The sequence below is a fragment of the Micromonospora sp. C95 genome (genome assembly GCF_018070465.1).
Lineage (GTDB): Bacteria > Actinomycetota > Actinomycetes > Mycobacteriales > Micromonosporaceae > Micromonospora.
Genome location: NZ_JAGPXT010000014.1, coordinates 119273 through 139539, shown reverse-complemented (window position 1 = coordinate 139539; position 20267 = coordinate 119273). Strand labels below are relative to the sequence as shown.

General features: G+C 69.9%; 20 protein-coding genes. 14 read left to right on the top strand and 6 right to left on the bottom strand.

Features of this window, described 5'->3' with window-relative positions; genetic code table 11:
* Window positions 1-11: 11 nt before the first annotated feature.
* Window positions 12-1367 (bottom strand): hypothetical protein, encoded by a 1356-nt coding sequence (locus KBX00_RS17840; RefSeq protein WP_210828385.1) that lies wholly within the window; start codon window positions 1365-1367, stop codon window positions 12-14.
* An 83-nt stretch (window positions 1368-1450) separates the two neighbouring features.
* On the opposite strand from KBX00_RS17840, the gene murD reads away from it, so the two are divergent.
* From murD to KBX00_RS17815, 5 genes are all read left to right on the top strand, one after another.
* A complete protein-coding gene (murD, locus tag KBX00_RS17835; RefSeq protein ID WP_210828383.1) occupies window positions 1451-2800 on the top strand; it encodes a UDP-N-acetylmuramoyl-L-alanine--D-glutamate ligase in 1350 nt (449 codons plus the stop codon).
* Window positions 2801-2974: 174 nt separating this feature from the next.
* A complete protein-coding gene (locus KBX00_RS17830) occupies window positions 2975-3832 on the top strand; it encodes a hypothetical protein (protein WP_210828381.1) in 858 nt (285 codons plus the stop codon).
* A 7-nt stretch (window positions 3833-3839) separates the two neighbouring features.
* Window positions 3840-4646: a hypothetical protein gene (locus KBX00_RS17825; RefSeq protein WP_210828380.1), complete on the top strand. Its 807-nt coding sequence runs from the start codon at window positions 3840-3842 to the stop codon at window positions 4644-4646.
* Between the two features lie 99 nt (window positions 4647-4745).
* Window positions 4746-6050 carry an aspartate aminotransferase family protein gene (locus KBX00_RS17820; protein WP_210828379.1) on the top strand — a complete coding sequence of 435 codons (1305 nt, stop codon included), beginning with the start codon at window positions 4746-4748 and terminating at the stop codon, window positions 6048-6050.
* A gap of 55 nt (window positions 6051-6105) precedes the next feature.
* Complete coding sequence (locus KBX00_RS17815) at window positions 6106-7596, top strand: CoA-acylating methylmalonate-semialdehyde dehydrogenase (RefSeq protein WP_210828378.1); 1491 nt, start codon at window positions 6106-6108, stop codon at window positions 7594-7596.
* Here the strand turns inward: KBX00_RS17815 and KBX00_RS17810 are convergent.
* Window positions 7568-8932, bottom strand: coding sequence for an acyltransferase (locus KBX00_RS17810; RefSeq protein WP_210828377.1), 1365 nt, complete (start codon window positions 8930-8932; stop codon window positions 7568-7570). The genes KBX00_RS17815 and KBX00_RS17810 overlap by 29 nt on opposite strands.
* A 250-nt stretch (window positions 8933-9182) precedes the next feature.
* On the opposite strand from KBX00_RS17810, the gene KBX00_RS17805 reads away from it, so the two are divergent.
* The 8 genes from KBX00_RS17805 to KBX00_RS17770 all read left to right on the top strand — a co-directional run bounded on the left by KBX00_RS17805 (window position 9183) and on the right by KBX00_RS17770 (window position 16478).
* Window positions 9183-10178 carry a MurR/RpiR family transcriptional regulator gene (locus tag KBX00_RS17805; protein ID WP_210828376.1) on the top strand — a complete coding sequence of 332 codons (996 nt, stop codon included), beginning with the start codon at window positions 9183-9185 and terminating at the stop codon, window positions 10176-10178.
* Complete coding sequence (locus tag KBX00_RS17800; protein ID WP_210828373.1) at window positions 10175-10924, top strand: sugar isomerase domain-containing protein; 750 nt, start codon at window positions 10175-10177, stop codon at window positions 10922-10924. Before KBX00_RS17805 ends, KBX00_RS17800 begins: the two co-directional genes overlap by 4 nt.
* A 26-nt stretch (window positions 10925-10950) precedes the next feature.
* Complete coding sequence (gene ngcE / locus KBX00_RS17795; RefSeq protein ID WP_210828372.1) at window positions 10951-12354, top strand: N-acetylglucosamine/diacetylchitobiose ABC transporter substrate-binding protein; 1404 nt, start codon at window positions 10951-10953, stop codon at window positions 12352-12354.
* 24 nt (window positions 12355-12378) lie between these two features.
* Window positions 12379-13320: a carbohydrate ABC transporter permease gene (locus tag KBX00_RS17790; protein ID WP_210828370.1), complete on the top strand. Its 942-nt coding sequence runs from the start codon at window positions 12379-12381 to the stop codon at window positions 13318-13320.
* Window positions 13321-13333: 13 nt separating this feature from the next.
* On the top strand, window positions 13334-14281 hold the full coding sequence (locus KBX00_RS17785; RefSeq protein WP_210828368.1) for a carbohydrate ABC transporter permease: 948 nt from the start codon (window positions 13334-13336) through the stop codon (window positions 14279-14281).
* Window positions 14282-14386: 105 nt separating this feature from the next.
* The gene (locus KBX00_RS17780) at window positions 14387-14932 is read left to right on the top strand and encodes a hypothetical protein (protein ID WP_210828366.1); all 546 of its coding nucleotides are present in this window, start codon (window positions 14387-14389) and stop codon (window positions 14930-14932) included.
* 193 nt (window positions 14933-15125) lie between these two features.
* The gene (locus tag KBX00_RS17775; RefSeq protein ID WP_210828364.1) at window positions 15126-16028 is read left to right on the top strand and encodes a CPBP family intramembrane glutamic endopeptidase; all 903 of its coding nucleotides are present in this window, start codon (window positions 15126-15128) and stop codon (window positions 16026-16028) included.
* Window positions 16029-16085: 57 nt separating this feature from the next.
* Window positions 16086-16478 (top strand): nuclear transport factor 2 family protein, encoded by a 393-nt coding sequence (locus KBX00_RS17770; protein WP_210828362.1) that lies wholly within the window; start codon window positions 16086-16088, stop codon window positions 16476-16478.
* A 77-nt stretch (window positions 16479-16555) separates the two neighbouring features.
* On the opposite strand, the gene KBX00_RS17765 is transcribed toward KBX00_RS17770, so the two are convergent.
* Window positions 16556-16921, bottom strand: coding sequence for a GntR family transcriptional regulator (locus KBX00_RS17765; protein WP_210828355.1), 366 nt, complete (start codon window positions 16919-16921; stop codon window positions 16556-16558).
* A gap of 256 nt (window positions 16922-17177) precedes the next feature.
* Here KBX00_RS17765 and KBX00_RS17760 point away from each other — a divergent pair, with 256 nt between their 5' ends.
* Entirely contained in the window at window positions 17178-17717 is a 540-nt protein-coding gene (locus KBX00_RS17760; protein WP_210828351.1) for a GNAT family N-acetyltransferase, read from the top strand.
* Window positions 17718-17724: 7 nt separating this feature from the next.
* Here KBX00_RS17760 and KBX00_RS17755 read toward each other — a convergent pair whose 3' ends face one another.
* From KBX00_RS17755 to KBX00_RS17745, 3 genes are all read right to left on the bottom strand, one after another.
* Entirely contained in the window at window positions 17725-18255 is a 531-nt protein-coding gene (locus KBX00_RS17755) for a hypothetical protein (RefSeq protein WP_210828349.1), read from the bottom strand.
* A 148-nt stretch (window positions 18256-18403) separates the two neighbouring features.
* The gene (locus tag KBX00_RS17750) at window positions 18404-19372 is read right to left on the bottom strand and encodes a GNAT family N-acetyltransferase (protein WP_210828347.1); all 969 of its coding nucleotides are present in this window, start codon (window positions 19370-19372) and stop codon (window positions 18404-18406) included.
* Between the two features lie 31 nt (window positions 19373-19403).
* Window positions 19404-20045 (bottom strand): GyrI-like domain-containing protein, encoded by a 642-nt coding sequence (locus KBX00_RS17745; protein WP_210828344.1) that lies wholly within the window; start codon window positions 20043-20045, stop codon window positions 19404-19406.
* Between the last annotated feature and the right edge of the window lie 222 nt (window positions 20046-20267).

Here is a 20267-nt window from a genome sequence, read left to right as displayed (position 1 = left end):
GGTGGGGGCTGTTAGGGGGTGAGGGTTTGGAGGGTTTTCTGGTAGGTGGGGGGGATGTGGTGGTTGGCGGCGGTGGGGGTGAAGGTGTCGGAGGTGGCGGCCGTCGTCCAGGCGCTGTCGGGGAGGGCGGCGACCAGGGCGGTCACCACGGGGGTGTCGCGCCAGTCGGGTTGTTGGGCGAGCAGGCTCAGGGCGACCACCGACTCCTCCACCTCGCCTACGCACTCGAAGGGCTTGTGGCCGTCGATGCCGAGCAACTCGCGGTAGCCGGGGATCTGTGCGGAGTCGGCGAGCAGGTCGCCGCCGAAGATGTGGGTGATCCGCTCGCGGGGCATGAACGGAGCCAGGGCCAGGAAGACGAAGCGGCACTTGGGGCAGTCGCGGCACCAGCGTTCGCTGGCGTCGCGGAGCTTGAACGCGGCGTTGCAGCTGGTGACCACGTCGTCGTAGCGGTCGATGCCGGCGAACAGTCGGGCGATGTGCAGCTCCGACAGCGGGCGCAGCAGGGAGAAGTACGGCTCGGCCAGCCCGGCGTGCTCCGCGAGCGCGGCCCGCAGCAGTCCCTCGGCCTCGATGCCCTTGGACCACTGGTGGTTGATCTCGTGACCGTTCCAGATCAGGTTCGGGTCCGACGCCGAGCGCTCGTTGGACATCACCACCGGGCCCAGGCCGTGCAGTACGGCGGTGGCGACCGCGATCAGCGAGTTGATCGCGGTGACCGGGATGTGCCCGTTGCGGGCGCCCGCTGCGTTCAGCTCGAACAGCACCGGGTCGATGCGCCGCCGGGCCGCGAGCGCAGGCAGCCCGGAGGCCGCGTTCACCGCGTTGATCACGTGGTTCGGGTTGACCGAGAAGGGCACCGGGTCGAGGCCGGCCCGGCGCAGCGCCTCCAGGCTGACGATCGAGTCCTTGCCGCCACCCACCGCCGACAGCGGGCGCCGGTCGGAGTTGTCGTACTCGGCGGCCCGCTTCACCCGTCCGTCGGGCACGCGCGGGGTCAGCTCCAGCACGTGTGGCAGTTGGTTGCGGTACGCGTACTCGGCGAGGCCCTTGGTGTAGACGGCCGTGACGAACTCGACGGCGGCCGGGCCGAGCGGTGCCGGCAGCACCAGTTGCCCCGGCGCGGCCGTCTTGTAGTAGCTGACCCCCGCCACCACGTGCAGCAGCTCAAGCACCCGGCCCAGCGCCGCCACGGCGGCGTCCGACGGGGACTCCGCCGGCACCGGCAAGGTGACCACCTCGGTGAACCGTTGCTCGCCGTCGGGCCCGGTCAGGGCGTAGTCGAACAACGCTTCGCCGGTGGACAGGTCGATCGAGTAGGACGGGAAGGTGAAGGCGTCCATCCGCGCCAGCTGCGTGTTGAGCACACGCCATACTAGGCCCTGGTTCGTCCGGTCGTGCCCGGCTCGGCCGGACCGTGCCCTACCGCCGTCGTACCCGAGGAGAGCCTGTGCGCCTGTCTGACCTGCGCGGACGTAGAGTCGCCGTCTGGGGGGCCGGCCGGGAGGGGCGGGCCGCCGTGACGGCCATCGCCGCCCACGGCCCGGCCGACCTCGTCGCCGTCGACGACAGCGCGAATTTCCTCACCCTGCCCTGGGACGGCCCCCTGGCCGAAGCCGCCCCGCTGGTCACCGGCGAGGAGGGCTTCGCCCGGCTGGCCGCCGCCGACGTGGTGGTCCGCTCGCCGGGTGTGCCGCAGACGCATCCCTGGCTGGTGGAGCTGCGCCGCCAGGGCGCGACGGTCACCCAGGGCACCTCGCTGTGGATGGCCGACCACGGTGACCGCACCATCGGGGTGACCGGCAGCAAGGGCAAGAGCACCACCTCCAGCCTGATCAGCCACCTGCTGACCGCGGTGGACCGGCCGAACGTCTTCGGCGGCAACATCGGCGTACCGACGCTGGACCTGCCGGAGGCGGAGCTGTACGTCCTGGAGCTGTCCAGCTACCAGTGCAGCGACCTGACCGACTCGCCCCGGGTGGCGGTGGTCACGGCCCTGTTTCCCGAGCATCTCGACGCGCACGGCGGCGAACGGGAGTACTACCGGGACAAGCTCAACCTGCTCGCGTACGGGCCGCGCACCGTGGTGGTCAACGGCGCGGACCCACGGCTGGCGTTCGAGCTGGGCGACCGCGCGGCGGTACGCGCCGGCACCGCCGACTCGGTGAACGTCGCCGCCGGCCCGGATGGTACGCCCTGGTTCCACCGGATCGACCAGCCACTCTTTCCCCGGGCGGTGCTGCCGCTCGTCGGTCGGCACAACGAGGGCAACCTCTGCGTGGCCCTGGCCGTGCTCGACGCGCTGGGCATCGACCTGGTCGACCGGAAGGACGCCCTGGCCTTGGCGGTCGCCGAGTTCCAGGGACTGGCCCACCGGTTGACCGAGATCGCCGATCCGTCCGGGCTGACCTTCGTCGACGACACCCTCGCCACCAGCCCGTACGCGGCCATCCACGCCATCGACGCGTACGAGGGGCGACCGTTGACCGTGATCGTCGGCGGCAACGACCGGGGGGTCGACTACACGCCCCTGCGCGAGCACCTGGCCGAGCGGGAACTGACCGTCATCGGCATCCCGGACAGCGGCGCGCGAATCATCGGGGCGCTCGACGGGCTGCCCAAGGTACGCACCGAACTGGTCGACGACCTCGCCGAGGCGGTGCAACTGGCCCGGCAGGTCACCCCGACCGGTGGGGTGGTGCTGCTCTCGCCCGCCGCGCCCAGCTACGGCCGCTTCCGCAACTTCGAACACCGCTCCGAAGTCTTCGCCGAAGCCATCCGCACCACCGCCCCCGCCTAACAGCCCACCCACCCACCACCCGCCCTCCTCCTTCCCCGGCCACTCTCGTCGATCATGAAGTTGTTGTCACCTTTTGTCGGATCTCCGGACAATAACTTCATGATCAACCTGGCTTGGGGGTGGGGTGGTGGGGGCGTTCTACGGTGGGGGGAGTTGGGTGGTTGGGGGTGGTTGATGGTTCAGTTGTTGCGGCGTCCGCGTACTGGGCCACGTGCGCACGCGGTCGGTGCCGCGCGGCTGATCGCGCACACCGACCCGGTCGCACTGGTCGGCATCGGTCTGTCGATCTCGCTCTCCGTGACGCTCGACCTGACCGGTGCCGCCACCGGCGTGGAGTCGTTGCTGGCCGGTCTGATGGGCATCACGATCTCGTTGCTCGTGGACTCCATCGCCCGGGCCGAGCGTCGGTTCCACCTGCGGGCGCTGCTGGCCGGCCCGCACTGGCTGGTGCGGGCGGTCCCGGAAATCGCCACCGCGGCGACCGAGGCGGTCGACCGCCATCCGGGCACCCGGGTCGCCGAGGAGACCCAGCGCCGGTTCGAGCGCTTCCACGCCGATCTCGGCCAGCTCCGGCAGGGACGCATCATCCGGCCGGGCACGGACTACCAGGACATGCTGGCCGCCACCCGGGACTGCGTACGGCAGTTGGAGGCGCTGACAAACGTGCTGCCTCGGCTGGCCTGGTGGAGCGGTGACATCGGCCGGCGGTACTGGTCGGAGAACCTCGCCGCACTCGCCCGGGGAGTGGCGATCACTCGGATCTTCACCTACGCCGAGTTCTCCGACGAGTTGGCGGAACTTGTGGCGACGCAGCGGCGGGCGGGTGTCCGGGTGGGTCTGCTGTCGACCGGCGCGGTCCCGGCCGACCTGCACGTCAACCTGATCCGCTGGGACGGCACCGCGTGCTGGACGGCCGGCATGAGCGCGCACGGCGAGATCAACGAGAACCGGTTCTCGGTAAACGCCGCCGACCTCACCCGGACCGACGAGACGTTCCAGGGGTGCCTCAGCCGGGCCAGCTTCGACACCTGACGAACCGATGACCGTCCAGGGCGTACTGCTGGTGACCGCGGTGGTCTGGGCGGTGACCCTGATCCGTCCGGTCCGGTGGCGGGCCCTCGTGGCCGCGCTGCCGCTGCCCATGACGGCCGCGCTGCTGGCCACCGGTCACTCCGTCGACGGCACGCAACTCGTCGGCGTGGTCGGGCTCAATCTGTTCTTCGGCGTCGTGGCACTGGCGTACCACCGGTTCCGGATGCCGATTCTGCTGGCCGACCTGGCGGGTGTCGCCGGCTACCTGGCGGTCGCGGCGGTGCTGCGCCCGTTCGCGCTGCCGTTCGGACCGACGCTTGCCGCCACGGTGGCCCTGTGGTTGCTCGCCATGCTGGTGCTGCGCCGTCTCCCCGAACCCGACCCACCGGCGGTGCCGGCGGCCGACCCACCGGCGGTGCCGGCGGGACACGGTGCGCGGGTGCCGGTGGTGGGTCGGCTGCTGTTGATCCTCGCCGGTGCGGTGCTCACCGGACTGCTCGGCCAGGTGCTGCGGGGGCTGGTGGTGACCTTCCCGTACGCGGGGGTGCTGGTGGCGGTCGAGGTGCGGCGGGACCTGCCGGCCTTCTGCCGGCACTTCGCCCGCAACAGCCTGGCGCTGCTCGGTTTCCTGGTCGGGGTCCACCTGGGCCAGAACGTCTCGGTCGTGGTGGCGCTCGTCGCCGGCTGGACGGGGTTCGCGCTGGTCGCGGTGGCACTGCACCTTCCCGCGAGTGGAGGCGGAAAACGCCATCCGGCTGCGTATCCGACCACCGGAAACGCGGCGATACGGCGATGCGGCGACGGAAAGCGTTGACGGTTTGTCAGCGTTCCCGGGGCACCGCCGGACAGTTTGGCACTTGTCGCGGCAGTGACGGTGGTGAAAGCGTGCGGGAACGCGACCGAAGGGGCGACGATGACCGCCGACGACCTGCTGGCCCGGCACCGGGCCGTGCTCCCGTCCTGGATGACGCTCTACTACGCCGAACCGATCGAACTTGTCAGCGGCCACGGCCGTCGGGTCACCGACGCGCGGGGCCGCACCTACCTGGACTTCTTCGGTGGGGTGTTGACCAACTCGCTCGGCTACGACATCGCCGAGGTCCGCGAGGCGGTGCAGCGGCAACTGGGCACCGGCATCGTGCACACCTCGACGCTGTACCTGATCCGTCAGCAGGTCGAGCTGGCCGAGAAGGTGGCGCGGCTGTCCGGCATCCCGGACGCGCGGGTCTTCTTCACCAACTCCGGCAGCGAGGCCAACGAGGCGGCGCTGCTGGTCGCCACGAACCATCGACGGTCGCACCAGATCCTCGCGGTGCGCAACAGCTACCACGGCCGCACGTACGCGACAATGGGCGCGACCGGTAACCGCACCTGGTCGCCGACGTCGATCAACCCGTTCCAGGTGGCCTGGTTGCACTCCGGTGACCGGCTGCGCGGCCTGCTGGCCCGGCTGCCGGAGCCCGACCGGGTCGACGCGGCGGTGCAGGATCTGCGCGAGGTGCTCGCCACCCAGACCAGCGGGGACGTGGCCTGCCTCATCGTCGAGCCGATCCAGGGCGTGGGTGGCTTCGTGCACGGCCCCGACGGTCTCTTCGCCGCCTGGAAGAAGGTCCTCGACGAGCACGGCATCCTGCTCGTCTGTGACGAGGTGCAGACCGGCTGGGGGCGGACCGGCGAGCACTTCTGGGGCTACCAGGCCCACGGTGTCACCCCGGACCTGCTCACCTTCGCCAAGGGCATCGGCAACGGATTCGCGTTGGCCGGGGTGGTCGGCCGGGCGGAGGTGCTGGACTCGGTGTCCGGGATCAGCTTCTCCACCTTCGGTGGCAACCCGCTCTCCACCGCCGCCGGCAACGCGGTGCTGGACTACCTGCTGGCGCACGATCTTCAGGCCAACGCCGCGCGGGTCGGCCGCATCCTCGGCGACGGCCTGCGCGCGGCGGTCGCCGACCTGGACCGGGTCGGTGAGGTACGCGGCAAGGGCCTGATGCTCGGCGTCGAGTTCGTCCACCCGGGCACCGGTGAACCCGACGCGGCGCTGACCACGCGGATCTTCGAGGCGTGCCGGGAGGGCGGACTGCTGACTGGCAAGGGCGGCCTGTACGGCAACGTGTTGCGGATGGGACCGCCGTTGACGCTGACCGAGGAGGAGGCCCGGGAGGGCCTGGCGATCCTGGTCGACGCGATCCGGGCCGGCGTGGCGGCGGTGAACCCGTGAGCGCGAGGAGTGAGCCGGTCCTGCGAGCCCGCAGTCGGGAACGAAGGGCGAATCCATGAACCTCATCGGGCACTTCGTCGACGGCAAGCGCACCGGCGGCACCTCGACCCGGCGCGGCGACGTGTTCGACCCGGCCACCGGTCGGCGTACCGCACAGGTCGAGCTGGCCTGCGCCACGGACGTCGCGGCGGTGGTCACCGCGGCCGAGCGGGCGGCCCGCGGCTGGCGCGACTCGTCGCTGGCGAGGCGGACGGCGGTGCTGTTCGCCGTCCGCGAGCTGGTCCGCGCCCGCCGGGACGAGCTGGCCGAGCTGATCACCGCCGAGCACGGCAAGGTGCTCGCCGACGCCGCCGGGGAGGTGCAACGCGGCCTGGAGGTCATCGAGTACGCCTGCGGGATCCCCGCGGCGCTGCGCGGCGGCTTCAGCGAGAACGTCTCCACCGAGGTCGACTCGTACAGCCTGCGCCAGCCGCTCGGAGTGGTCGCGGTGGTCAGCCCGTTCAACTTCCCGGTGATGGTGCCGCTGTGGTTCGTGCCGGTGGCGGTGGCCGCCGGCAACGCCGTGGTGCTCAAGCCGAGCGAGAAGGATCCGAGCGCGGCGTTGCTGCTGGCTGAACTCTTCGCCGAGGCCGGCCTGCCCGACGGCGTGTTCAACGTGGTCAACGGGGACGCCGAGGCGGTCGACGCACTGCTGGACCATCCGGCGATCAGGGCGGTGTCCTTCGTCGGCTCCACCCCGGTGGCCCGGCACGTGTACCAGCGCGGCACGGCGGCGGGCAAGCGGGTGCAGGCGCTCGGTGGGGCGAAGAACCACATGGTGGTGCTGCCCGACGCCGACCTGGACCTGGCTGCCGACGCGGCCGTCAATGCCGGGTTCGGCTCGGCGGGGGAGCGGTGCATGGCGATCTCGGCGCTGGTCGCCGTGGAACCGGTCGCCGACGATCTGGTGGCCCGGATCGCCCGCCGGATGGCCGGTCTGCGTACCGGAGACGGGCGGCGGGGCTGCGACATGGGTCCCCTGGTCACGGCCGCGCACGCGGCCAGGGTGCGCGCCTACGTCGAGGCGGGTGTGGCCGCCGGCGCGGTGCCCGTGGTGGACGGGCGGGACGTGACCGTCGACGGTGACCCGAACGGCTTCTGGCTCGGGCCGACCCTGTTCGACCGGGTCACCCCACAGATGTCGATCTACACCGACGAGATCTTCGGGCCGGTCCTGTCGGTGCTGCGGGTCGACTCGTACGACGACGCGCTCGCCCTGGTAAACGCCAACCCGTACGGCAACGGCACGGCGATCTTCACCAACGACGGCGGTGCCGCCCGGCGCTACCAGCACGAGGTGGAGGTCGGCATGGTCGGCGTCAACGTGCCGATCCCGGTGCCGATGGCGTACTACTCGTTCGGTGGCTGGAAGTCTTCGATCTTCGGCGACCTGCACGCGCACGGTGCCGACGGGGTCGCCTTCTTCACCCGGGGCAAGGTGGTCACCAGCCGCTGGCTGGACCCGCGCCACGGCGGGGTCAATCTCGGCTTCCCCACCCAGACCTGAGCAGGCGCAGCGTGCCCGCGCCGGCCAGGTAGGCCACCAGCGCCTCCGCCGGCCACCCGAGCGGCTCCGGTGCGGTCTTGGCCGCCGTGCCGTTGGCCGCCAGGGCGTAGATGACGGCGGCGAATCCGGCGACGGTGAGTGCCGCGCGGGCACCCGCCCACCTGGCCGGCGCCCGCAGGTGTCGAGGTCGACCGGTGGACGCCTCGATCGGACCGAAGATGGCGACCAGAACGGCCAGTACCACCGCCAGCATCAGCACCCACGGCACCCGCCAGGCCAACCAGGCCGCCGTACCGGCCTCCGGTGTGGGCAGCCGGCCGAGCCCGTGCAGCGCACCCACCAGCAGGACGGCCGCGCTCAGGTGCCACAGGAAGACCGTCAGCACGACCGAGTTGACGGCGATCACCGCCTGCCAGGGGCGGCTGCGGTGCAGCCACCGTTCCGCCGGCTGCCGCAGCAGCAGGATCAGCCCGAGTTGTGCGGTGGCGACCGCGAGCAGTGCCACGCTGGGCGGGGCGGCGTTGGCCAGCCGCTGACCGGGCAGATTGATCATGCTGATCGGGTACGGGCCAGGTCCGGTGAGCAGGACCGCCACGCCGAGACCACCGAGCAGCATGACAGCCGCGGCCCGGCGGGACATCGGCAGGCACCGGGTGCGTGGGCCGGTCGGGCGGCAGTGCCCCTGGCGGGCGTCGTACCAGGCGAAACCGAGCTGGTGGACGGCGAGCCAGCCCAGCAGGTAGCCGGGCAGGGCCAGGCCGGCCGGTCCGAGGGCCCGGCCGGCGTCTCCGGCGGCGACCAGCAGCACCAGCGCCAGCGGTACCAGCAGCCCGAGGCGGCGGTGCAGCGCGTACATGACCGGGGTCAGCGGCACCACGGCCAGGTAGGCGGCGAGGAACCACAGCGGGATGGTGGCGAACCAGACGATCGGGCGGACCTCGTCCGGTTGGGCACCGCCCAGCCGGGCCACCAGCGCGGCACCGGCGAGCACCAGCACCAGGGCACTGGTCGGGCGCAGCAGGCGGGCGCTGCGGCCGAGCAGCCAACCGATCGCGTCGCCGCCGCGGCGCTGGTGGGCGGCCAGCGAGGCGGCGTTGGCGTACCCGCCGACCAGGAAGAACACGGGCATGACCTGGACCGCCCAGGTGAGCGGATACGCCCACGGCATCGTGGTCAGGGCCGAATGCCCGTCGGGCCGGCCGGACTCGTCGTACTCGACCGCGGCTATCGCCCAGTGCCCGAGGACCACCAGGATGATGGCCAGTGCCCGCAGCAGGTCGAGGTAGCGTTCCCGGTCCGGCGGCGTACGGGCGGCGAGGCGGGCCAGGCGGCGCATCCTCCGAGCCTAGGCCAGTCCCGGCAGCGGTCGGGACGGTTGCGGCACGGGTCCGTGGACGCCCGCGCCACCTCCTCGCCGAGTCGCGTTCGTGCTGGTCGCGGCATTGATGCCGGGCACCGGGCGGGCTCGGTGGCGGGCTGTGCGCCAGGTAACAGTTTGAAAACTTCGCCCACGCTCTTGACACGGAGGGGCCTTCAGTAAGAACTTTTACCACTAACAGTTAACAGTCTTTTCCGAAAGGCACCCCATGGTTGATCACGAGTCGGACACCTCCGCGGGCACCGCGGTGGCCGACGCCGACGGGATCGACCCGCGGGGTGCCCTCGTCGTTCCCGACGGGATCGACCGGCGCACCGCCCTCGTCGCCTCGGACGGGACACTGGCCCGCGTCCGCACCGGTGCCGCCGAACTTACCGGCGCGCTGCGCCGGGTCGCCGAGCACGTGCTCAGCGACCCGGAGGCGGCGGCCCGGGCCACCATCGTCGAACTGGCCGAACGCAGCGGCACGTCGCCGGCCACGGTCACCCGGTTCTGCCGGGCGATGGGCTTCGACGGCTACGCCGACCTGCGACTGGGCATCGCCGCCGAGACCGGCCGGGCCCGCTCGGCCGGCTGGACCGTCGACATCGGCCGCGAGATCCAGCCCGGTGACCCGCTGGAGCGGGTGCTGGAGCAGATCATGGCCGCCGACACCCGGGCCATGCACGACACCGCCGCGCTGCTGGACCTGAGCGAGGTGGAACGGGCCGCCGTCGCCATCGCCGGTGCCGAGCGGGTGAACATCTTCGGCGCCAGCGGCAGCGCCCTGGTCGGCGAGGAGATGCAGTTCAGCCTGCACCGCATCGGCGTTGCCGCGTGGGCCTGGAACGACGTGCACTCCGGGTTGGCCGCCGCCGCGCTGCTGCGCCCCGGAGACGTCGCGTTGGGCATCTCGCACAGCGGACAGACCCGCGAGGCCATCGAGATGCTCGCCGAGGGCGGCAGCCGGGGCGCGACCACCATCGCGCTCACCGGGTTCCGCCGGTCGCCGCTGGCCGAGCTGGCCGACATCGTGCTGCTCACCGCCAGCCAGGCCACCACGTTCCGGCCGGACGCGCTGTCGGCCCGGCACCCCCAACTGGTCGTGCTCGACCTGCTCTACATCGCCGTCGCCCAACGCACCCACGACCGCGCCCACGCGGCCTTCCGGCGCACCGCCCAGGCCGTCGACGGGCACAAGGCCGCGAGGGAGGCGAGCGCATGATCAGCGCCCAGGGGTACGCGAACGCGGTGCGACCGGTGCTCGACCGGCTCGTCGAGCGAGGGTCCGAGTCGCTGGGCCGGGCCGCCGACCTGATCGCCGCCAGCCTGCGCGCCGGTGGGGTGCTCCAGGCGTTCGGCGCCGGGCACTCGGAGGTCTTCGCCGCCGAACTTGTCGCCCGGGCCGGCGGACTGGTACCCACCAACCGGATCTCCCTGCACGACCTGGTGCTGCACGGCGACGCCGCGCGCCAGGTGCTCGCCGACCCCAAACTGGAGCGCGACCCGGCCGTCGCGCATCAGCTCTACGCGATCGCCGCACCCCAGCCGCAGGACGTGTTCGTGGTGGCGTCCCAGTCCGGCATCAACGGTTCGGTGGTCGAACTGGCCCTGCTGGCCACCGGACGCGGTCACCCGTTGATCGCGGTCACCTCGGTCGAGCACACCGCACGGGTGGCCCCACGGCACCCGTCCGGTCGGCGGCTCGTCGATCTCGCCGACGTCGTGCTGGACAACGGCGCGCCGTACGGCGACGCACTGCTGCCGCTCGAGGGCGGCGGCGCGGTCTGTGCGGTCTCCTCGGTCACCTCGGCGCTGCTGGCGCAGCTGCTGACCGCGGAGGTCGTACGACGGTTCCACCAGGCCGGAGAGGTACCCCCTATCTACCTCTCCGCCAACGTCCCCGGTGGGGACGAGCACAACCTCGCCCTCGAGTCGCGGTACGCCGGGCGTCTCCGGCGCACCGCCTGACCCGACCTCACAAGGAGAGTCACACGATGTCCGTTACCCCCGATCTCGACCGCCGGACCCTGCTGCGCCGCGCGGCGGCCGCGGGCCTCCTGGTGACCCCGGCCGCCGGTCTGCTCAGCGCCTGCGCCGGTAGCACGCCGAGCCAGAACGACGACAGCGCCGGGGAGAAGAGCAACGACAACCCCTTCGGCGTGCAGGACGGCAGCGCCGTGAAGGTGGTCATCTTCAACGGTGGGTTGGGTGACGCCTGGGCCAAGGAGGACCAGGCGATCTTCAACGCCAAGTACCCGAACGTCACCGTCAACATGAGCTCCACCCAGAAGATCAAGACCGAAGAGCAGCCGAAGATGGCGACGCAGCCCAGCGACGTCGTGATGAACTCCGGCGCCGACATGATGGACATCAGCACCCTGGTCAACGAGGGTGCCATCGAGCCGCTGGACGACCTGCTCGCCGCGCCCGCCTGGGACAGCGAGGGCACCGTGGCCGACACGCTGCTGCCGGGCACCGTCGGCGACGGCACCTACCAGGGCAAGTTCTTCGTGGTGAACGTGGCCTACACGGTCTGGGGCAACTGGTACAACTCGGTGCTGTTCGACAAGGAGGGCTGGACCCCGCCGAAGACCTTCGACGACTTCTTCGCCCTCGCCCCGAAGATCAAGGCCAAGGGCATGGCCCCCTACGTGTACGACGCGGTGCACGGTTACTACCCGCGCTGGGCGCTGATGGCGACGGTCTGGAAGTCCGCCGGCAAGCAGGCCGTCATCGACATCGACAACCTCAAGGAGAACGCCTGGCGGGCCGAGGGCGTCCTGCCGGCGCTGGAGGCGTGGGAGAAGCTGGTCAAGGACAAGCTGCTGCTGCCCGGCAAGCTCGACCACACCCAGTCGCAGCAGGCGTGGCTCGACGGCAAGGCGGCCTTCATCCAGGTCGGCACGTGGTTGAAGAACGAGATGGCGGCGACCATCCCGCCGGGCTTCGAGATGAAGATCTCCGACTACTGGGGCCTGGGCGCCACCGACAAGGCGCCCAACGACGTCTACGCCGGTGCCGGCGAGGGCATCGTCGTCCCGGCCAAGGCGCCGAACAAGGCTGCCGCGAAGGAGTTCCTGCGTGCGGTGCTCTCCAAGGCCGGCTCGGCGAAGTTCGCCGAGCTGACCAAGTCGCTGGCGTCGACCAAGGGCTCCGGCGACAACGTCCAGGACGCGGCCCTGGCCAGCGCCAACGAGCTGATGAAGAACGCCAGCTCGGACCTGATCTCGATCAAGCTCTGGAACTTCTACGCCGACCTGGACAAGGAGAGCCAGAACCTGTCCGCCGAGCTGATGGCCGGTCGGCTGACCGCCGCGCAGTTCGTCGACAAGATGCAGGCCGCCGCCGACAAGGTCGCCAAGGACTCGTCGATCACCAAGCAGACCCGCGACGCCTGATCCGGAACGGAAAGAGTGAGTCCCATGCGGCACGGTGTTGCGCGTTTCGTCACGGGTTTCCTGGCCCTGCCGGTCGGGCTGTACCTCTTCTACGTGGTGTGGCCCTTCCTGCAGGCGGCCGGGTACTCGCTGACCGACTGGGGAGGTTACTCCGACAGGCAGCAGTTCGTCGGGCTGGAGAACTACGTCCGGCTGTTCTCCGACGAGCTGATCAGGAAGGCGTTCTGGCACAACGTCTTCTTCCTGATCACCGTGCCGTTGTTCACCATCGCGCTGGCCTTGTTCCTCGCGTTCCTGCTCAACGTGGGCGGGCGTGGGGACAAGGCCGGCATCCGGGGCGTCTTCGGCTCCGGCCTGTACAAGGTGATCTTCTTCTTTCCGCAGGTGCTGTCCCTGGTCGTGATCGCGGTGATGTGGCAGCAGATCTACCGCGCCGACGGCCAGGGTCTGATCAACGGCGTGCTGATGAAGATCGGGCTGATCAGTGAGGACGACCCGATCACCTTCATGTACGACCCGGAGCCCTTCCTGGGCGTACCGGCGGTGCTGTGGTGGCTGCTGCTGATCGCGGTCTGGAGCGGCGCCGGCTTCTACATGGTGCTCTTCTCCGCCGCCATGCAGTCCATCCCGAAGGACATCTTCGAGGCGGCCATCCTCGACGGCGCGGGACGCGTGCACACCTTCTTCCGGATCACCCTGCCGCTGTTGCGGGACACCGTCTCGGTGGCCTGGGTCTACCTGGGCTTCATCGCGCTGGACATGTTCGCGCTCGTCTACATCATGACCCCGAGCCAGGGCGGCCCGAACCACGCCAGCGAGATCTTCGCCTCGGTGATTCACTTCAACGCGTTCCAGAAGGGGCAGTTCGGCTACGCCTGCGCCATCGCGGTGGCTCTGGCGATCTTCACGATCCTGCTGGCCGCTCTCCAGTTGAGGATCACCCGTCGTGAGCGCATCGAGTACTGAGGAGACACCGACGATGAGCACGGTGACCCACACCCCGGGTGGCCTGGCCGGCCCCGACCAGGCCCCACCACCGGCCCCGCGCGCCGCCGTCGGCGGCGGCGCTGGGGCGCGGTTCTTCAACGGCTTCTCCCACCTGTTTCTCGCCGTGTGGGCGGTCATGGTGGTCTACCCGCTGCTCTGGGTGGTGATGTCGGCGCTCAAGACCGACTCGGAGGTCATCCGCAAGCCGCTGTCGCTGATCCCCGAGCGGTTGCAGTGGGACAACTTCGCCCGCGCCTGGACCGAGGGGCAGATCGGGTCGTTCTTCGTCAACACCGTGCTGGTGCTGACCGGCAGCGTCTTCCTCACCATGCTGCTCGGCTCGATGGCCGCCTACGTGCTCGCCCGCTACGACTTCCCCGGCAACCGGTTCATCTACTACATGTTCCTGTCGGGGTTGACCCTGCCGATCTATCTGGCGGCGGTGCCGCTGTTCAAGGGCGTCTACAACATGGGGGTGACGCTGCCCTTCCTCGGCCCGAACAAGCACCTCATGCTGATCCTGGTCTACGTCGCCTGGTCGCTGGCGTTCACCGTGTTCTTCATGCACTCGTTCTTCCGTACCCTGCCCACCGCGATCGCCGAGGCGGGCATGGTCGACGGGGCGTCGCACAGCCGGTTGTTCTTCAGCGTGATGCTGCCGATGGCCAAGCCGGGCCTGATCAGCATCGGCATCTTCAACGTCCTGGGCCAGTGGAACCAGTGGTACCTGCCGACCCTGCTCATGCAGTCGGTGGCCGGTGAGCCGAAGAACCAGGTCATCTCCCAGGGCCTGATCGAGCTGTCGGTCAACCAGGGCTACCGCTCCGACTGGTCCGGCCTGTTCGCCGGGGTCACCATGGCGATGCTGCCGGTGCTCATCGTCTACATCGTCTTCCAGCGCCAGGTGCAGTCCGGCCTCACCGCCGGCGTCAGCAAGTAGCCCCGACACATCCCCGGTCGGACCGTGCCCGGCCCGACCGGTGGGGCAGCTCACGGCGCCCGTGGCCGACCACGGGCGCCCGAGGCTCATCACTACGCTGCGGGGATGGGCGTCGACGAGCGGTTACGGCGGATCCGGGGCTGGCTGTGGATCGTGGTGGTGGGCCTGTTCCTGAGCGGGGTCACCGCGTTTCCTCTGGAGATCGAGGTGCGCTGGCTGCTGCGGGCGGCCGAACCGCTCGCCGAGCAGTTCCCGGCCCTGGTCGGCTGGATCGAGCGAGTCCATGTCGGACTTGTCGAAACCGGGGACCGGTACCCGTTCATGCGGTACGGGACCGACTGGCTCGCCTACGCCCACCTGGTGCTGGCGGTGGCGTTCTGGGGGCCGCTACGCGACCCGGTGCGCAACGTCTGGGTGGTCCAGCTCGGCATGATCGCCTGTGTCGGGATCGTGCCGCTGGCGCTGATCTGCGGGCCGCTGCGGGAGATCCCGTGGTTCTGGACGGTGGTGGACCTGTCCTTCGCCGTCGGGGCGTTCCCGCCGCTGTGGTTCGCGTACCGGCACATCCGGGCGATCGAGTCGCAGCAGGCCGAGCCGGAAGCACGGACCCACTCGCCGACCCCCGGGACCGCCGGGCCGGCTCATCCGTGACAGTGGTTCCGATCAGGACGTGGTCGTTGCGCCGTTGGCTCGGCGTCCAGATCTATGGGTCGTGTCGAACTGGTGTCGGCGTCGTTGGGTCACCAGTGACATCGCGTCATATGTCTGGCTGCGGGAATGTCATGGTCGATCGGTGACATCGCGGCCCTGTCCGAAGGGTGCCGTGCGCGCTGCAATGGATGACATGTCCAGTACCCGGCCGACCCCCACGCGGTCCCGACCAGCGGTCGACAACTCCCGCCCCTTCGGTGCCCACCTGCGCATGAGCTGGTGGAAGCCGCTCGTGGTGATCATTGTGCCGCCGTTGGTGATGCTGGTCCTGCAGGTTCTGCTCTACCAGCTGGTCGGCGTCATCGAGGGCAGCGACGACCCGATGGCACCCACCTTCACGCCGCTGAAGTTCCTGGCCGTCAACATCAGTGTGGGTACGGCGGGCGCGCTGGCGATCCTGCTGCTCACCTGGATCGCCAGGGTGCCGTGGCGCAGCCTGATCAGCTTTCCGAGAGCGTTCGACGCCCGCCGCCTGGTGCGTTACCTGATCGGTGCGGCGCTGCTGGTGGGCACCGGGATCGGTGTGGTCGCGGTTGTCGCGCCCGACGCGCCCGGCTGGACCAGCTTCGGCGTCACCGGCACGACGATCGCCATGCTGGTGATCGTTCTGCTGAGCACCCCGATCCAGGCCACCGGCGAGGAGTTGATGTTCCGAAGCGCCGTGCTGCCCGCCGCCGCGTCCTGGGTGGGTAAGGTCCGTCCGGCCCTGGCCCTCGGGCTGGTGATCTCCAGCCTGGGCTTCGCCGTGGTCCACGGGTCGACCGACCCCTGGCTGTTCGGCTACTACGCCGTGTTCGGCGTCTCCACCGGGCTGATGGCGATCATCAGCCGCGGCATCGAGGCCCCGGTCGCGTTTCACGTCGCCAACAACGTCCTGTTCACGACCGTGAACACGGTGATGGCTGGCGGCGAGGGCTTCGCGATCGACAGGTCCACCGACACCGGCGACGCGTCCCTGCTGATCCTCGCCGTCGTCAACATCGCCATGGTGCTGCTCGTCTGGCTGCGCGAGCGACGGGCACGGGCCAGAGCCTAGGGTCGGTGTCCGACGGATCCCGTTGCCGACCGCCCTCGCGATGGCATGGTGTTGTGCATGGACAGGAAGCAGGTCACCGACTGGATCGCCAGCTACGAGCGGGCTTGGCGGACGCCGGGTACGCAGGCGCTGGCCACGCTCTTCACCGAGGACGCGAGCTATCAGCAGGGGCCGTACTGGACGCCGGTGGTCGGCCTGCCGGCCATCGCCCGGATGTGGGAGCAGCAGCGCAAGGGCCCCGACGAGGTGTTCCAGATGACCACGGACATTGTCGCAATCGACGGCGACACCGCGGTGTCGCGCCAGGAGGTCCGCTACGGCGACCCGGTCGACCAGGAGTACCGCGACCTCTGGATCATGCGCTTCGCGGACGACGGACGTTGCCGGTCGTTCGAGGAGTGGCCGTTCTGGCCGGGACAGCAGCCGGCCGACCCGTCGGACGGATCGTGACCGAGTAACTCTCTCCCGGTACGACCGCTGAGACGAAGCTCAACGGTCGTGCAGCGGCGGGCCAGCAGGCGCGATCGTCACCGTGCCGGAGCATGGCCCAGTGCCGCCTTGACGATCCGGATGGCCTCGGTGGGATCGATGCCGACGCTGGTGACGACCGCCGCGTAGTCGCGGGCGGCGCGGCGGGCCTGCTCAAGGGCCTGCTCACCGGCGGCCGAGACGAACGAGCCGGCCCGACCGCGGGTCTCGATCAGCCCGGCCTCCTCCAGCTCCCGATACGCCCGTGCGACGGTGTTGATGGCAAGACCGAGGTCGGCCGCGAGGCGGCGGATCGTCGGCAATCTGGTGCCGACGGCAAGTGAGCGGTCCTGGATCTGCCTCGCGAGCTGGGCCCGGAGCTGCTCGTACGGCGGCGTCGGCGAGGCCGCGTCGATGACGATCATCGGGCGGCCATGGCTCGCCGGGCCGCCGTCCCGACACCGGTCAGGCCGTGCCCGGCCAGCCAACGCCCGACGTCCGTGTGATCTGCCTGTCGCATGTCGCCCCCACCCGATGTCGCAATCCTTTTATCCATAGGATGAGTCAATGTCAACCTGACTGCGGCCACCGTGTCTGCCCCGCTGCTTCGACTGCGCTCCGACGTTCTGGCCCGCCGAATTGCGGGTGCGCAGGCGTGGCCGGTTCGGTACCAATATCGCTATGCCCGAGCTGAGGCCGCCCACCGTGCGGGTACATCGGTCCTTCGTTGCCGCCATGGCCGAGTTCCGCGCCGAGGGTCGCGGTAGCTCCGGCGATGACAGCATGATCGGGGCCGAGCTGCGCAGGTTTGGGCGCGACTGGGTGGTGCCTGAGAACTTCGCCGGGTACGTCGACTGGTTGCGGTCTCAAGCCCTTGCGGAATCACCCCGCCCCGACGGCTGGGTGCCATCGACCACCCTGTGGTGGATCCAGGACGACGACTACCTCGGCCGCCTCGCGATCCGGCATCGCCTGACCCCGCGTCTGCGCGAGGTCGGCGGTCACATCGGTTACGACGTACGGCCCTCGGCGCGGCGTCGTGGCCATGCCACCGCGATGCTGCGTGCGGCGCTGCCCGTGGCGTACCGCCTGGGCATCGAATCTGCGTTGGTGACCTGCGACCCGGACAACGTCGCATCCCGTAAGGTCATCGAGTCCACCGGCGGCATCCTGGCGGACCAACGCGGCGGGAAATTGCGGTTCTGGGTACCGACCGCTTGACCGAAAGTCAAGCATTGGCCACATAGCCGATCCCACTCGCGATGATCAGCACGAACACCAGCAGAGTGAACATATTTCCGTATCTTGCCGACCTCTCGACCTCATGGTCGGGAGACACCTCGGAAGGAACCGCTTCCATCGCCTCGACCAATCTTCGAGATCTGCCTTGGTACCAGCGGGCGGATTTGGCGGTGACACCATTCACGGCTGGATCGAACATCGCAACAGCGATCGTGTCGCCGTCAACCAGCCGCACCTTGACGCCGAAGTCCGTGCCCACTACGTCATCGATCATGCGGCGCGGTACCCGGTGGCGGAAGAAGGTGTTGGCCACCACTAGATGCTGCGGTGTCACCACCACCTGCAATACCGGCCCCTGCAGGTGACAGAACAAGGCCACTAGAGAGAACACCACGACAGCAACAGCAATATCTTGAGCTGCGAATTCCTTCGACCACAGCACGAGCACGATCAGGATCAGCCAGACCGGGGCAAGGATGAGAGGAAAGGGCTCGAAACGCCGCAGGACAAGCCTCATCAGAAGGTGCCCGCGCACTTGGGATCGCCGATCGGGCAAACGCCGTCGGCTGGGCTGTTGTTGTTGTACGTGAACGCGGTCATGGACGCGGAAATCCTGTCGTAGCCATCCCGACGGCGGCGGAGCCCGCTGGCGTCGGATGTGGTGGTCAGTACCGGATCAGCCGGTGGAGCCGGAGGAACGTCTCGGTGAAGCCCAGCTTCGGCCAGGCGCGTGAGGAGAGCAGGTTGGTGACTCGCCAGTCGGTCACCACGCTGTAGAAACCCGCCGACACCGCCCAGTCGATGACGGCGGATCCGAGCGCCCGCCCGGCACCGAGGCCGCGAGCACTCGGGAGCACCGCCGCGAACCCGAGGAACCCGGCGTGCTCCGGGCGGGCCAGGCTCAGGTGCGAGCTGGACTTCTCCAGCGCGCAGCCGATGGCAGAGCCGATGACCTGGCCATCCGCTTCGGCCACGAAGGTGGCGTACGCGGGATCGTCGATGTCGGCCGTCCATTCGGCGACGGCTTCCTCGATCGTGCCCATCGGGCCGGCGGAGAACGTCGGGGAGCGTCCCTGGTGCAGTGGCAACTCGCGGTCGAGTTGGGCGAGTGCCGGGATGTCGGCCCGGTTGGCCCGACGCACCCACAGTCCGGCCGGGGTGACCGTTGCCGGCGGGGCGGCGGGTCGGATGGCGTGCGCGTGCTGCTGGCCGAAGCCCAGCCGGAACCAGGCTTGCACCAGCTCCGGGTCGTGCGCCGGCACGACGACGTAGTGCGCCGTGCGGCCCTCGTCGACCCAGCGGGTCGCGGCGAGCGCGTACAGGTCGCGCAGCACCTCGGGATCGGTGGCCGCCAGCCCGGCGGCCTCCACCCAGATGTTCGGCCCCCACAGCGGGAACGGCTTCGGCGCACCGAGGACGAAACCCACCGGTACGCCGCCGCGGTAGGCGACCGCCCCCGAGGCGTCCGGCGTCTCGTACCCGGTGGTCAGCTCGGCCAGCGTCGCGGCGGCGTCCTCGAACCGGGCGGACAGCAGCGGCTGCGCGACGCGGTGCCGGCGGTGCCGTTCGGCGAGCAACGTGGCGCAGGCAGCCAGGTCGGCGGCCGTGAACGGCCGCAGCTCGGTGCGGGGCATGGCCGGACCCTACGCGCCGCCGGTGTCGCGGTCATCCTGGTTTTGACGGCGCGGCCTCGGCGGTGACCGGCTGCCGCAGGATGGTGCGCCGTCTGTCGGGTGCGACCCTGCGGAAGTCACTGAGATAGATCTCGTGATGCCTTCCGGTCATGCGCAGCCCTTGGGCCGGGATGAACTCGTCATGCAGGTCGGCGAGCACGGCGGCTTCGTCGTCGAAGGAGCCCACGTGCAGTGTCTGTACGCATCGCCCCTCGGACAACGGTTCCAGGCGGATGTCGTCGAGGCGTACCGGCTTGGTCTTCGCGCCGGCCTGCGCGACGGCGGTGTCGAACATGGCCCGGTCGATCCAGTCCGGGACCATGAGCAGCAGGCTCCAGTTCCACTGTGACTTGTCCCGCGACGTGGTGAAGGCGGCCATGTCGTCGGCCCACCACAGGCCCTCCAGAGGCGGAACGACGTAGTCGCGGCCGAGGTCGCGCTTGCTGGCGAACTTCAGCTTGTACGCCACCGGATAGAGCGCCTCGACGGCCGTGGTGAACGCGGGTGAGGTGTTCGGGTCGCCGTGGCCGTCGACCATGAGATAGCGCAGGTCGGGTACGTCGACGATCCGGAACCGTCCCCGTGGTGCCCGGTAGGCGTCGATGCTCTTCCTGAAGTCGATCTTGTCTGTCATCGCGTGCCTGGACCTTCACGCCCGGCGAAGAGGTCGACCGTCACGCGCCCAGGTTAACGACCCGGGAGGCGGAGCGGCGTGCCGGACCCGAAAAGCACAAAGGCAAGGAGAAGAACTCCTTGCCACTGTCAACATATACCGCACCCCCGGCATTGCGGCAAGACCCCGGTCGTGGCGCACAATCGTCCGCCGAGCGAAAGAATTGGCATACCTGGGGGGATT

What these genes read in the sequence shown, in the direction of transcription:
- KBX00_RS17770 (WP_210828362.1), top strand. Translation starts at nt 16,086, where the DNA reads ATGGACAGGAAGCAGGTCACCGACTGGATCGCCAGCTACGAGCGGGCT.
- KBX00_RS17765 (WP_210828355.1), bottom strand. Translation starts at nt 16,921, where the DNA reads ATGATCGTCATCGACGCGGCCTCGCCGACGCCGCCGTACGAGCAGCTC.
- ngcE (WP_210828372.1), top strand. Translation starts at nt 10,951, where the DNA reads ATGTCCGTTACCCCCGATCTCGACCGCCGGACCCTGCTGCGCCGCGCG.
- KBX00_RS17750 (WP_210828347.1), bottom strand. Translation starts at nt 19,372, where the DNA reads ATGCCCCGCACCGAGCTGCGGCCGTTCACGGCCGCCGACCTGGCTGCC.
- KBX00_RS17760 (WP_210828351.1), top strand. Translation starts at nt 17,178, where the DNA reads ATGCCCGAGCTGAGGCCGCCCACCGTGCGGGTACATCGGTCCTTCGTT.
- KBX00_RS17775 (WP_210828364.1), top strand. Translation starts at nt 15,126, where the DNA reads ATGTCCAGTACCCGGCCGACCCCCACGCGGTCCCGACCAGCGGTCGAC.
- KBX00_RS17780 (WP_210828366.1), top strand. Translation starts at nt 14,387, where the DNA reads ATGGGCGTCGACGAGCGGTTACGGCGGATCCGGGGCTGGCTGTGGATC.
- KBX00_RS17820 (WP_210828379.1), top strand. Translation starts at nt 4,746, where the DNA reads ATGACCGCCGACGACCTGCTGGCCCGGCACCGGGCCGTGCTCCCGTCC.
- KBX00_RS17745 (WP_210828344.1), bottom strand. Translation starts at nt 20,045, where the DNA reads ATGACAGACAAGATCGACTTCAGGAAGAGCATCGACGCCTACCGGGCA.
- KBX00_RS17810 (WP_210828377.1), bottom strand. Translation starts at nt 8,932, where the DNA reads ATGCGCCGCCTGGCCCGCCTCGCCGCCCGTACGCCGCCGGACCGGGAA.
- KBX00_RS17800 (WP_210828373.1), top strand. Translation starts at nt 10,175, where the DNA reads ATGATCAGCGCCCAGGGGTACGCGAACGCGGTGCGACCGGTGCTCGAC.
- KBX00_RS17755 (WP_210828349.1), bottom strand. Translation starts at nt 18,255, where the DNA reads ATGAGGCTTGTCCTGCGGCGTTTCGAGCCCTTTCCTCTCATCCTTGCC.
- KBX00_RS17825 (WP_210828380.1), top strand. Translation starts at nt 3,840, where the DNA reads ATGACCGTCCAGGGCGTACTGCTGGTGACCGCGGTGGTCTGGGCGGTG.
- KBX00_RS17790 (WP_210828370.1), top strand. Translation starts at nt 12,379, where the DNA reads ATGCGGCACGGTGTTGCGCGTTTCGTCACGGGTTTCCTGGCCCTGCCG.
- KBX00_RS17830 (WP_210828381.1), top strand. Translation starts at nt 2,975, where the DNA reads ATGGTTCAGTTGTTGCGGCGTCCGCGTACTGGGCCACGTGCGCACGCG.
- KBX00_RS17785 (WP_210828368.1), top strand. Translation starts at nt 13,334, where the DNA reads ATGAGCACGGTGACCCACACCCCGGGTGGCCTGGCCGGCCCCGACCAG.
- KBX00_RS17815 (WP_210828378.1), top strand. Translation starts at nt 6,106, where the DNA reads ATGAACCTCATCGGGCACTTCGTCGACGGCAAGCGCACCGGCGGCACC.
- KBX00_RS17805 (WP_210828376.1), top strand. Translation starts at nt 9,183, where the DNA reads ATGGTTGATCACGAGTCGGACACCTCCGCGGGCACCGCGGTGGCCGAC.